The sequence below is a fragment of the Achromobacter veterisilvae genome (assembly GCF_900496975.1).
In the GTDB taxonomy this organism is placed as follows: Bacteria; Pseudomonadota; Gammaproteobacteria; order Burkholderiales; family Burkholderiaceae_B; genus Achromobacter; species Achromobacter veterisilvae.
Genome location: NZ_UFQC01000004.1, coordinates 92,690 through 104,859 on the forward strand (window position 1 = coordinate 92,690; position 12,170 = coordinate 104,859).

Annotated in this window: 11 protein-coding genes; 5 read left to right on the forward strand and 6 right to left on the reverse strand. The window is 67.0% G+C overall.

Going from position 1 to position 12,170, the window contains the following annotated elements; genetic code table 11:
* Positions 1-17: 17 nt before the first annotated feature.
* The 4 genes from AVE30378_RS04725 to fabG are packed head-to-tail and all read right to left on the reverse strand — an operon-like array spanning position 18 to position 4,150.
* Positions 18-878 carry a MaoC/PaaZ C-terminal domain-containing protein gene (locus AVE30378_RS04725; protein WP_129239620.1) on the reverse strand — a complete coding sequence of 287 codons (861 nt, stop codon included), beginning with the start codon at positions 876-878 and terminating at the stop codon, positions 18-20.
* A gap of 24 nt (positions 879-902) precedes the next feature.
* Positions 903-2,156 carry a thiolase family protein gene (locus tag AVE30378_RS04730; protein ID WP_129239621.1) on the reverse strand — a complete coding sequence of 418 codons (1,254 nt, stop codon included), beginning with the start codon at positions 2,154-2,156 and terminating at the stop codon, positions 903-905.
* A gap of 28 nt (positions 2,157-2,184) precedes the next feature.
* Entirely contained in the window at positions 2,185-3,381 is a 1,197-nt protein-coding gene (locus AVE30378_RS04735; protein ID WP_129239622.1) for a CaiB/BaiF CoA transferase family protein, read from the reverse strand.
* A 22-nt stretch (positions 3,382-3,403) separates the two neighbouring features.
* Entirely contained in the window at positions 3,404-4,150 is a 747-nt protein-coding gene (gene fabG / locus AVE30378_RS04740; RefSeq protein WP_129239623.1) for a 3-oxoacyl-ACP reductase FabG, read from the reverse strand.
* 251 nt (positions 4,151-4,401) lie between these two features.
* Here fabG and AVE30378_RS04745 point away from each other — a divergent pair, with 251 nt between their 5' ends.
* Both AVE30378_RS04745 and AVE30378_RS04750 read left to right on the forward strand, forming a co-directional pair.
* Positions 4,402-4,887: a MaoC family dehydratase gene (locus AVE30378_RS04745; RefSeq protein WP_129239624.1), complete on the forward strand. Its 486-nt coding sequence runs from the start codon at positions 4,402-4,404 to the stop codon at positions 4,885-4,887.
* A 42-nt stretch (positions 4,888-4,929) separates the two neighbouring features.
* On the forward strand, positions 4,930-5,907 hold the full coding sequence (locus tag AVE30378_RS04750) for a Bug family tripartite tricarboxylate transporter substrate binding protein (RefSeq protein WP_129239625.1): 978 nt from the start codon (positions 4,930-4,932) through the stop codon (positions 5,905-5,907).
* Here the strand turns inward: AVE30378_RS04750 and AVE30378_RS04755 are convergent.
* Both AVE30378_RS04755 and AVE30378_RS04760 read right to left on the reverse strand, forming a co-directional pair.
* Positions 5,879-6,877: a quinone oxidoreductase family protein gene (locus AVE30378_RS04755; RefSeq protein WP_129239626.1), complete on the reverse strand. Its 999-nt coding sequence runs from the start codon at positions 6,875-6,877 to the stop codon at positions 5,879-5,881. The two genes, AVE30378_RS04750 and AVE30378_RS04755, sit on opposite strands and share 29 nt — an antisense overlap.
* Positions 6,878-6,904: 27 nt before the next feature.
* Positions 6,905-7,708, reverse strand: coding sequence for an SDR family oxidoreductase (locus AVE30378_RS04760; RefSeq protein ID WP_129239627.1), 804 nt, complete (start codon positions 7,706-7,708; stop codon positions 6,905-6,907).
* 224 nt (positions 7,709-7,932) lie between these two features.
* On the opposite strand from AVE30378_RS04760, the gene AVE30378_RS04765 reads away from it, so the two are divergent.
* The 3 genes from AVE30378_RS04765 to AVE30378_RS04775 are packed head-to-tail and all read left to right on the forward strand — an operon-like array spanning position 7,933 to position 12,144.
* Positions 7,933-9,648, forward strand: a complete 1,716-nt coding sequence (locus AVE30378_RS04765; protein WP_129239628.1) for a thiamine pyrophosphate-binding protein — start codon at positions 7,933-7,935, stop codon at positions 9,646-9,648.
* A gap of 41 nt (positions 9,649-9,689) precedes the next feature.
* Entirely contained in the window at positions 9,690-11,126 is a 1,437-nt protein-coding gene (locus tag AVE30378_RS04770; RefSeq protein WP_208742355.1) for an aldehyde dehydrogenase family protein, read from the forward strand.
* A gap of 49 nt (positions 11,127-11,175) precedes the next feature.
* Complete coding sequence (locus AVE30378_RS04775; protein ID WP_129239630.1) at positions 11,176-12,144, forward strand: Bug family tripartite tricarboxylate transporter substrate binding protein; 969 nt, start codon at positions 11,176-11,178, stop codon at positions 12,142-12,144.
* The last annotated feature ends 26 nt before the right edge of the window (positions 12,145-12,170 follow it).

The following is a 12,170-nucleotide window of genomic DNA, read 5'->3' on the forward strand; positions in this document are numbered from 1 at the left end:
CCTTGTGCCACGTCATGTCATGCCCCCACCGTGGCGCTGCCGTTGTTCAGCACGACGGCGCCCCGTTCCAGCGCGCTGCTGCGGAACACCGCCGCGCCACGGTCGATCCAGATTTCCGTGCGCAGTGTTTCGCCAGGGTACACCGGCGCCGAAAAACGCACGTCCATGGATTGCAGCCGTTGCGGCTCATTCCCGCAGGCCGCGTCGAGCAGCGCGCGCCCGGCCATGCCGAAGGTGCACAGGCCGTGCAGGATCGGGGCCTGGAAACCCGCTTCCGCCGCCAATCGCGGGTCCACGTGCAGGGGGTTGTAGTCGCCCGACAGCCGATAAATGAAGGCGGCCTGCGGCAGGATGGCCTGGTCCCGCACGTAGTCGGGCGCGCGCCCGGGCATGGCCGCGCCCGGGCGGGCCGGCGGCGGCGGCCCGCCGAAGCCGCCGTCGGCGCGCAGCATGGAGGTGACGAACAGGCTGCACAGCAGTTCATCCGTCGCCGCGTCGACGACGTCGCGCCGGCTATGCACCACCGCGCCCTTTTCCGGCCCGCGGTCGTACACCTCGGTGACCCGGGTGCGGCCGATCACGGTGCCGGAGGTGGGCAGGGGCCGGTACAGCGCCATGCCTTGCTCGCCATGCAGCATCTTGTGCCATTGCAGGCCGAGCGCGGGATCGCGCATCCACAGGCCGGCGTAGCCCAGCACTACCGCCATGGTGGGCAGCGCCCGCAGATCGCGTTCGTAGGCGAAGCGCAAGGTTTGCGGAGATTGCGGATCGTCGCCGACGCCCAGGCCCAGCGCGTACAGCATGGTGTCGCGCTCGGTATAGGTGTGCCGGACTTCGGGGATGGTCCAGTTCAGTAACTGTTCTCGGTCGATGGGCATCGCCAGGCTCCTGGTGGCCGCGCCTTATGGGCGCGACGGCGCTTCGAAGATGCCGACCACGCAGGCGGCTTCTTCAAGCCCGTAGAAGCCGCCGCCGTTCTCGGTCATGCCCAGGCGCGGATTGCCGGGAACCTGACGCTGCCCCGCTTCGCCGCGCAGTTGCGTCACGATCTCGTGCACCTGGATGGCCCCGGTGGCGCCTATCGGATGCCCCTTGGAAAGCAGGCCGCCCGATACGTTCAGCGGCAGGCGGCCGCCCAGGCGCGTCGCGCCGCTTTCGACCAGCGCGCCCCCGTCGCCGTAGTCGCAGAAGCCGCAGTTCTCGCTGTGCAGGATCTCCGCGATGGCCGACGCGTCATGCAGTTCGGCCAGCGAGATATCCTGCGGCCCGACGCCGGCCGCCTCGTAGGCGCGCCCGGCGGCGCCCCGGGTGAGATGGCGGTCGACCTGTTCGGCGGTGCGCTGCGAGCCGCTGCTCGCGGCGATGCCGCGGATCCGCACCGCCCGGCGGGCGTCGAGCCGCTTGAGCGCTTTTTCGGATACGACCACCAGGGCGGCCGCCCCGTCGCTCATGGGCGCGCACATCGAGCGCGTCATGGGCCAGGCGACGAGTTTGTCGGCCAGCACTTCCTCCACGGTCATGGGCGTCCGGTACTGCGCCAGCGGGTTGAACTGCGAGTGCCAGTGGTTCTTGGCGGCCACGGCGGCAATCTGGCGCTGCGTGGTGCCGAAGGTCTTCATGTGGAAACGAGCCTGCGCGGCGTAGATGTCCATGAAGACCGAGCGCTCGCCCGTCTCGGCCAGCGCCTCGGGCGGAAGCTCCATGCCCGCGCCCATGGCCAGCAGCGCCTGCATGTGCTGCTCGGCCAGGTCGCGGTCCCAACTGCCCTTGAAGGCCTCGAACATCTGTTCGCGCTTTTCGGGGTAGTTCATTTTTTCGGCGCCCACCACCAGGGCGACGTCGTACAGCCCGGCCTTGACCGCGGCGTGGGCCTGCAACAGGCCCGAGCTCGAACTCGCGCAGGCGTTGTCGGTATTGAAGATGGCGATGCCTTCGAAGCCGTAGGCGCGCAGCGAGCATTGCCCGCGCACGCCATGCTGGCCTTCCAGCGCGCCCTGGCGCGTATTGCAGAACCAGGCCGCCTCGACGGCCCCGCGTTCCAGCCCGGCATCCTGCAGGGCCTTGTCCACGGCCATGGCCGACAACTGCTTCACGCTCAGGCTCAGGTGCTTGGCCAGGGGCGTCATGCCTATGCCTACGATGTATGTCTCGCTCATGTTTCTCTCTGTCTGTGTGGCTGGCGCGTCAGGCCAGCTTGACCGCGCCCTGCCGGCGCAGGGCTTCAATCTGTTCGTCGGCGTATCCGAGTTCGCCCAGGATCGCGCGCGTATGTTCGCCATGCGCTGGCGCCGGACCCTTGGCCATACTGCGCTGGCCGTTGAACTTGACCGGCTGTCCGACCGTGCGCATCGGACCGTGGCGCTCGCTGTCCACGTCGACCAGGATGCCGCTGGCCAGGGTGTGCGGATGGTTCAGGGCATCGGCGAAGGTGTTGATCTGCGCGCCCGGGATGCCGTTGTCCAGCAGCAGGCCCTGCCAATGCGCCGCGTCCTGCCCCGCCAGCACCTCGTTCAGTCGCTGCGCGACCAGGCCGCGGTGCTGCACGCGCTTGGCATTGCTCTCGAAGCGCGGATCGTCGCGCATGTCTTCCAGGCCCAGCACGTCGCACAGGCGCCGCCACAGGGCTTCGCTGGCCACGCCGATCAGGATCTGTTTATCGCGCGCCTGGTAGGCCTCGTAGGGGCAAAGGGATTCGTGTGCGCAGCCGTAGCGCTGCGGTTCCGTTCCCCGCTCCCAGAAGCTCTGGAACATGTAGCCCAGGAACGCCATGCCGGTTTCGAACAGCGAGGCTTCGATGCGGCATCCTTCGCCGGTCTGGCCGCGCTGCATCAATGCGGCCAGGATGGCGCTGGTCGCCTGCATGCCGGTGCCCTGGTCGACCGGCGAAAACGGCGCCCGCACTGGACCGCTGCCCTGCTCTCCCATGATCGAGCACATGCCGACGAAGGCCTGCAGAATCATGTCGTAGCCCTTGCCGTGCGCCAGCGGGCCGCTGCGTCCGTAGCCGGAGATGCTGCAATACACCAGCCGCGGGTTGATGGCGGAAAGCGTTTCGAAGTCGATCTTCAGCCGTTCGGCCACGCCAGGGCCGAAACTCTCGACGACCACGTCGGCGCTTTCGACCAGCTTGTGTACCGCCGCCAGCACGTCGGCGGATTTCAGGTCCAGCGCTATGCTGCGCTTGGCCCGGTTGGCATAGTGGAAGACCGCGCCTTCGCCGTTCCTGAAGGGCGGCCAGCCGCGGGTGTCGTCGCCGATGTCGGCGGCTTCCACCTTGATGGCTTCGGCGCCCAGGTCCTGCAGCGCCTGGGTGCAGATGGGGCCGGCCAGCACTTTGCTGAAATCCAGAATGCGTATGCCCGCAAGAGGCTTGATGGACATGGTGTGCTTCCTCCTGGCGCGGTCAGTAGCGGCCGCCGGTGACGTGGACGACATCCCCCGTCAGGTAGCCGGCCGGCTCCGACGCCAGGAAAGCGACGACGCTGGCCACGTCGTTCACGTGGCCGATGCGGGGAATGGGCGTGGTCGCCTGGGCCGCCTCGCGGATCTTTTCGTAATGCGGGAGCCGCCGCACCGCCTCGGTATCGATGATGCCCGGCGCCACCGCATTGACCGTCACGTTGTGGCGGCCGTGTTCCAGGGCCATGGCGCGCGTAAACCCGATCAGGCCGGCCTTGGCCGCCGAGTAATTGGCCTGGCCGGCATTCCCCAGGTGGGCGCGCGACGAGATATTGATGACGCGGCCCCATTTCTTCTCGGCGAAATGCCGCGCCGCTTCGCGGGTGCACAGGAAGGCGCCCTTGAGAATGACGTCGACGACGCTGTCCCAGTCCTCCAGGCCCATCCTGGTGATGCGCATATCGCGCGTGAACCCGGCATTGTTCACCAGGATGTCCACGCCGCCGAACTCGGCGCCCGCCCGCTCGAAGAGCTTGAGCACGGAGGCTTCGTCGGTGACGTCCACCTGGCAGGCATGGGCGCGGCCGCCATCGCGCGCCAACGCGTCGGCCTGGGCCTGCGCGGCCTGGCCGTTGATGTCCGCGACGACGACCGTGGCGCCTTCGCGGGCCAGTTGCGCGCATATCGCGGCGCCGATGCCGCTGCCGCCGCCCGTGACGACGGCCACTTTCCCCTCCAATCCCAAATCCATCCATGTCTCCAGTCTTGTGTTGCAGGACGGGACGGCGCTGCCGCGCCGCACCCTGGCAAGGGCTTTCGCCCCAACGATCATAAATGCAGAAATGATTTCCGCAATATATCCGAACAACCTTCGCAGTGGCAACAAGCACCGGTTAATTGGCTTGTTCAGCCAAAAGACGCTCTCATCAGATTATTGCGAAAATCATTTTCGTAATGTACATTGACCCGACTTTCAACCCCATGGACAGGAGACGACGACCCATGCCAAGCACAGGCTTCGACCCCACCGCGCACCAAATGTGCGAACAACGCTATTTCGACGACTTCAAGGTGGGCGAGCGCTTCGTCCTGCCGTCGCGCACGATGACCGACGCCTTGTTCGCCGCATTCCAGCTAGCCAGCGGCGACAACCACCCGATCCACTACGACGTCGAGTACTGCCGCGCCAACGGCATGCCGCACATGCTGGCCCATGGCTTCCAGGTGGCGATCCAGACGGCCGCGGGCGCCGGGCTGTTCCCGCACATGACCGAAGCGTCGATGAAGGGCTTCATCGAGCAAAGCTCGCGCTTCGTGGGCCCGGTCTATGTGGGCGACACGCTGTACAGCTCGCTGGAAATCGTGGAACTCAAGCCCGGCCGGACCACGGGCACGGTCCGCATGGCGACCCGCGTGGTGAACCAGCGCGGCGAGACCGTGATGGAAGGGTCGCAGACCTACCTGCTGAGAAAGCGCCCAACCGAATAACGAACAACGCCCAAGCCGGCGTACAGGAAGGAGGGAGACAACATGAAGCAGTCGGCAATCCGCCTCATCATGGCCGCGAGCATCGCCGCGGCGCCGCTGGCCGCGCACGCGGCCCAGGACAACTATCCGCAAAAACCGATCACGCTGCAGCTCGGCTTCCCGCCGGGCCAGGCCACCGACACCGTGGCCCGCATGCTGGCCGAACGCGCCGCGGCCCGGCTGGGCCAGCCCGTGATCGTCGAAAACAAGCCCGGCCAGGGCGGCAGCGTGCTGCTGTCATCGTTCGTGCGCCAGCCCCCGGACGGCTATACGCTGACGATCGCCGCGACCGGCGCGGCAGTCACCAATCACTTTCTGTACAAGACGGTGAACTACAAGACCCCGGACGACTTCACGCCGGTCGGCCTGGTGGCCGACCTGCCCCTCGTGCTGGTGGCCCGCCCGGGCATGCCGTTCAACGACGTGGCCGGCCTGGTCGCCTATGCCAAGCAGCATCCGGGCAAGCTGAACTACGCCAGCCCGGGCACGGGCACCTCGTCCAACCTGGCGATGGAAACGCTGAAGCAGCAGAACGGGCTGCGCATCGAGCACATCCCGTACCAGGGCAGCGCGCGCGCCATGACCGACCTGCTGGCCGGACAGGTCGACATCGCTTTCGACACCGTGCCGGCCGTGCAGGCCTTCGTCAGCTCCGGCAAACTCAAGGGGCTGGCCATCGGCTCGGAACAGCGTCTCAAACTGTTCCCGGAAGTGCCGACCATGAAGGAAAGCGGCTTTGGCAGCGTGCCGGCCCACGTCTGGATCGGTTTCCTCCTGCCCAAGGGCGCCTCGCCCGCGGTGGTCCAGAAGCTGAACGGCGTGTTCAACGCCGTACTGCAGGACAAGGAAGTGATCGAGAAGCTGGAGGGGCTGGGCGTGGTGGCGCATACGACCACGCCGGAAGGCTTCGAGGCCATGCTGCGCAAAGAGTTGCCGCGCTGGGGCGATATCGTCAAGCAGGCGGGCCTGGAACCTCAATAGGTCGCAGCACCAGGGGCCGAAGGCGGGCGCGGTCTTCCAGCAGGGCGTGCGCCCTGGCCGCATCGCGCAGCGGCAGTTCCTGGCTTTCCTGGATGTCCAAGGCCCCTTCCTGGCAAGCGTCGAAGTAGCGTTTGGCGGCCTCGCGCAATAGCTCGGGCGTGCGCACATGCTGGAAAACGCTGGGACGGGAAAGCGAATTGGATTTCGGAAACAGCATCGACACTTCGAAGGCGGGCACGGCGCCGGATGCCTGGCCGTAGTTCGCCAGGTGCCCGAAGGGCGCCAGGCATTGCAGCGAGCCGAAGAAGGTGTCTTTGCCGACCGCGTCATAGGCGACCTGGACGCCGGCGCCCCCGGTGATTTCGTGCACGCGCGCCACGAAGTCCTCCTCGCGGTAGCGCACCACCGAATGGCAGCCCGCGGCAAGCGCCAGGGGCACCTTTTCGGGGGAGCCCACCGTGCCGATCACGTTGGCCCCCAGGTGCCGGACCCACTGGCACAGGAGCGTGCCGACGCCGCCGGCCGCCGCGTGCACCAGCACCCAATCGCCCTTCTGGATGGGATAGACGCGCTGGACCAGCATCTGCGCGGTCAAGCCCTTGAGAAGCGACGACGCCGCCATGATGTCGGACATGCCGTCGGGCAGCGGCACCAGAAGATCCGCGCCGATGACGCGCCGTTCCGCATAGGCGCCGTACTGGCGGGTCACGTAGGCGACGCGATCGCCCGGCCTGAAATCCCGCACGTCCCGTCCGACGGCTTCGACGACGCCCGCCGCCTCGATACCGGGGATGCCCGGCAAGGCCAGCGTCTTGTACAGGCCGGACCGCACATAGGCGTCGTGAAAGTTCACGCCGATGGCGGTGTGGCGCAGCACCACTTCATGCGCTTGCGGCTCCGCGACGGCGACGGGTTCCCATTGGAGGACCTCAGGTCCCCCCGCGGCGCGCATGACGATGGCTGAAGTCATGGAATCTCCTCTTTCTCGGTGAATGGATTACAAGGTGCCGGGATACGCCCCGCCGTCGATCAACAGGTTCTGCGCGGTGAAGTAGGCGGCCTGCTGGCTGCAAAGAAAGGCGCAGGCCGCGCCGAACTCATCCGCCCGTCCGAAGCGCCGCGCGGGAATGGCGTCGAGCCGTTTGGCGGTATAGGCATCCAGCGCCATCTCGGCCTGCCCCGCGGCCGCGGCCAGATTGGACCTGAGCCGGTCCGTGTCGAACGTTCCAGGCAGCAGATTGTTGATGGTGACGCCGCTGCCCGCCACCTGGCGCGCCAGCCCCGCGACGAAACCCGTGAGACCGCTGCGGGCGCCGTTGGACAGGCCCAGATAGGGGCTGGGCGCTTTCACCGCCGTGCTGGTGATATTGCAGATCCGCCCCCAGCCTCTGGACATCATGCCATCCAGCGTCTCGCGCATCAGCGCGATCGGCGTAAGCATATTGGCATTCAGCGCCTGGTGCCAGATGGCGTCGTCCCAATCGCGGAAGTCCCCCGCCGGCGGCCCTCCCGCGTTCGTGACGAGGATGTCGAATTCGCCTGCGCCGCCGCCGGGCAGCCTGGCGGCGGCGGCCAGCGCGCTCGCGCGCCCTTCCCCGGTCGTGATGTCGGCGGCGACGGCCTCCACGGTTACCGGTCCCAGCGATCTCAGTTGCTCGGCCGCGGCCCGCAGCGGCGCCTCGTTGCGCGCCACGATCACCAGATGCGCGCCCGCCTGCGCCAGCGCCTCGGCGCAGGCGTAACCCAGCCCCTTGCTCGCGGCGCATACCAGCGCCCGCTTTCCGGAAATACCCAGATCCATAGTCCTCTCCTCTTTGTCGGCCGACGTGACGTTCGGTTCAAATGCTACTGGATTAAGTATCTATCAAAATAAATTTTGCTGCTTGTGAAATTTAAATTTCATTATTATGATTCAACTCAAACGGGCGCTCTCTCCCGGGAGCGGTGTCCAAGAGCGTATCCGCATACCGCCCGGGTCCCTGGGCATTCCCTTTCCCTTCCCTTCACGCAACCATCCGAGAAGCAATGAGCGCAACATCCACAGCCCACGCGTCGATATCGCGGTCCCGTACCGGCGGGCAGATCCTGGTCGATCAACTCCGCATCCATGGAATCGACCATGTCTTCTGCGTTCCCGGGGAAAGCTATCTCGCGGTGCTGGACGCATTGCACGATGCCGACATCAATGTGACGGTATGCCGCCAGGAAGGCGGGGCCATGATGATGGCCGAGGCGCACGGCAAGCTGACGGGGCGGCCCGCCGCCTGTTTCGTGACGCGCGGCCCGGGGGCCACGAACGCCACGCCCGGCATCCACATCGCTACGCATGACTCCACCCCCGTGCTGGTATTCGTCGGCCAGATCGAGCGCGGCGTGCGCGAGCGCGGCGCGCTGCAGGAACTGGATTACCGCGCCGCGTTCAGCCACTTCGCGAAGTGGGCCACCGAAATCGACGATGCCCGCCGCATACCGGAGATCGTATCGCGCGCGGTCCATACGGCCATGTCCGGCCGGCCCGGCCCAGTTCTGGTCGCATTGCCCGAGGACATGCTCGTCGACCGCGTCGAATGCGCCGACGCGCAACCGGCCCAAGCGGTGCAAGCCAACCCCGGCGCCGAACAGATGGCCAGCGCGCTGGCGCTTCTGGCCCAGGCCAGGCGGCCCCTGGTGGTGCTCGGCGGCACGCGCTGGAACGCCGAGGCCGTGAACCGCTTCGCGCAATGGGCCCGCGCATCGCGGCTGCCCGTGACGGTCTCGCTGCGCCGCCAGATGCTCTTCCCCACCGGCAACGAGTCCTTCGTCGGCGACCTCGGCTTCGGCCCGAACCCGGCGCTGGTGGAACAGGTCAAGCAGGCCGATCTCATTGTCTTGATCGGCAGCCGCATGTCCGAGACGCCCAGCCAGGGCTATACCCTGCTCGACATTCCGGTCCCCAGGCAGAAACTCATCCATGTCTTTCCCGATGCCGCCGAACTCGGCCGCGTCTACTCGCCCACGCTGGGCATCTGCGCGACCCCCTCGGCCTTCGTCCAGGCGCTCGGCTCCCAGCCGCTGCCCGCCTCGGAATCGCGGGCGGCATACGCCGCCGATCTGCGCGCCATCTATGAAAAGTGGCGCAGCACCGATGACGTGGTGACGCCCGGCACGCTGCAGATGGCCAAGGTGATGGAGCATCTCAACAAGGTGCTTCCGCAAGACGCCATCGTATGCAACGGCGCGGGCAACTATGCCACCTGGATCCACCGCTTCTACCGCTACGGCGCCTTCGGCACGCAACTGGCGCCGACCTCGGGCTCGATGGGCTACGGCGTGCCCGCCGCCGTGGGCGCCAAGCGCGTCTTCCCGGACAAGACCGTGGTCGCGTTCGCCGGAGACGGTTGTTTCCTGATGAACGGCCAGGAATTCGCGACGGCCGTGCAGTACCAATTGCCCATCATCGTCATCGTGGTGGATAACGGCATGTACGGCACGATACGCATGCATCAAGAGCGGGAGTATCCGGGCCGGGTCAGCGCCACGGCGCTGCGCAACCCCGACTTCGCCGCCTACGCCCGCGCGTTCGGCGGCCACGGCGAGCGCGTCGAGAAGACGGAGGATTTCGCGCCCGCCTTCGAACGCGCGCGGGCATCGGGCCTGCCGGCGATTCTGCATTGCGTGATCGATCCGGAGGCCATCAGTCCCGCCTTCACGCTCTCTCAGGTGCGCGAGTCCGCCCTGGCCGCCGGCCGCGGCCGCGCCTGACCCACCGTCCGGAGGACGCCATCGTGGACACAGCAAAAACCGTGCATCGCAACCTGATCGGAGGCGAATGGTGCGAACCGGCCGACGCCATCCGGAATATCAATCCGTCTGACACCCGGGAAACCGTGGGGCTGTACGCACGCGGCGACGCGGCCGACGCGCAGCGCGCGGTGGAGGCGGCGCGCGCCGCATTTCCCGCATGGGCCGACAGCTCGCCGCAATTGCGGCACGACGTCCTCGCGCGGGCGGCGCAGGAACTGCTGGCGCGCAAGGAGGAACTGGGGCGCCTGCTTTCCAGCGAAGAAGGCAAGACGCTGCCCGAAGGCATGGGCGAAGTGGCGCGCGCGGCGAGCGTATTGGCCTTCATGGCCGGAGAGGCGCTGCGCATCCGCGGCGACCGCCTTCCCGGCCTGCAACCCGGAAGCGACGCCGAAGTCACGCGCGAACCCCTGGGCGTGGTGGGCGTGATCGCTCCGTGGAATTTTCCGATCGCCATCCCCGCCTGGAAGATCGCGCCGGCGCTGGCCTACGGCAACACCGTGGTGTTCAAGCCGGCGGAGCTGGTGCCCGCCTCGGCCTGGGCGCTGGTGGACATCCTGCATCGCGCGGGGTTGCCGGATGGCGTGCTCAATCTGGTGATGGGTTCGGGCAGCCAGATCGGCGGCGTGCTGTGTTCGCATCCCCAGGTCGACGCGATCAGCTTCACCGGCTCGGTCCCGACCGGCCGCCGCATCGCCGCCGACTGCGTGGGCGGCGCGCGCATGAAACGCATGCAACTCGAGATGGGCGGCAAGAATCCACTGATCGTCCTGGATGACGCGGATCTCGATGTCGCGGTGGAGTGCGCCGTGCAGGGCGCGTTCTTCAGCACCGGCCAACGGTGCACGGCCTCGTCCCGTTTCATCGTGACCGAGGGCATACACGACCGCTTCGTGCGGGCGGTCGTCCAGCGGCTCGAGGCGGTAAAAGTCGGCCACGCCTTGCGGGCGGACACGCATATCGGTCCGGTCGTGGACCGAAAGCAGCTCGACACCGATCTGTCATACATCGACATCGGCAAGCGGGAAGGCGCCCGCCTGGCCTGGGGCGGCGAGGTCCTGGAGCGGGACACGCCGGGGTTCTACCTCCAGCCCGCCCTGTTCGTCGACGTCGGCCCGTCCATGCGGATCGCGCGGGAAGAGATCTTCGGGCCGGTCGCGTCGGTCACGCGGGCGCGCGATTTCGACGAGGCGCTGCATATCGCCAACGACACGGAGTTCGGGCTTGCCGCCGGCATCTGCACGACCAGCCTGCGCCACGCGTCCCGGTTCAAGCGGCAGGCGCAGGCCGGCATCGTCAAGGTGAATCAGGCGACCAGCGGCCTGGACTACCACCTGCCGTTCGGCGGATCCAAGGCTTCCTCCTACGGGCCGCGCGAACAAGGCCAGTACGCGGTGGACTTCTATACCGTCGTCAAGACGGCGTACACGTCCGCGTGACGCCGACGCCGCGAGGAGCGGTTCCCATCCCCTGAAGGAGACAAAAAAGATGAAAAAAATGATCACCCGCCTTTTTCTGTTCCCGGCGGTCGTATTGGCGGCTTCAGCGCATGGCGCGGATTATCCGCAGCGCGCCATCCGCATCATCGTCCCGTTCGCCGCCGGCGGCATCACCGACGTGATGGGGCGCACGATCGCCAACCATCTCAGCACCGAACTGGGGCAGCCCGTCATCGTGGACAACAAGCCCGGCGCCAGCGGCATGATAGGTTGCGAGACGGCCGCCAAGGCCGCGCCCGACGGCTATACCCTGTTGATGGCGGGCATCGCCCCCCTGGGAACGAACCCCGTGATGTATCGGCAGATCCGGTACGACCCGGTCAAGAGCTACGAACACATCGGGCTGGTGGCCAAGCAGCCGCTGGTCGTGGCGCTGAGCAACGCGGTGCCGGCGAACAACATCCGGGAACTCGCCGCCTATCTGAAACAGCGCCCGCCAGGAGACATGTTCTATGGCACCTCCGGCAGTTCCTACCAACTGATCACCGAAGCCTTCAACGCGCAGTTGGGCGTGAAGATGACCCATGTTCCCTTCAAGGGCACGAGCCCGGCCATCGAGGCGATGCTGGGCGGGCAGATCGGCTTCATGATCGACCCCTATTCCACCATGGGCCCGCTGGTCAAGGCCGGAAAAGTGAAGGCGCTGGCCTTGACCGCGGACAAGCGTTCCGATGCCGCGCCGCAATTGCCGACGGTGATCGAGGAAGGGGTGCCGGGATTCGAGGCCTCGTCGTGGCAGGGCCTGCTCGCTCCGGCGGGAACGCCCAAGGACATCGTCCAGAAACTGAACGCCGCCCTGGTGAAGATTCTTGCGTCCGATGAGATCAAGCAGAATTTCTCGGCGTCGGGCGTGCAGCCCTCGCCTTCCACCCCCGAGGAATTCCGCCGCTTCATCGTTGCCGAGAACCAGCGCTGGAAGAGCGTCGCCGCCGCCGCCGGCATCCAACCCCAGGATTGACCGCGCGATCGTGGAGTCCGGCCGGC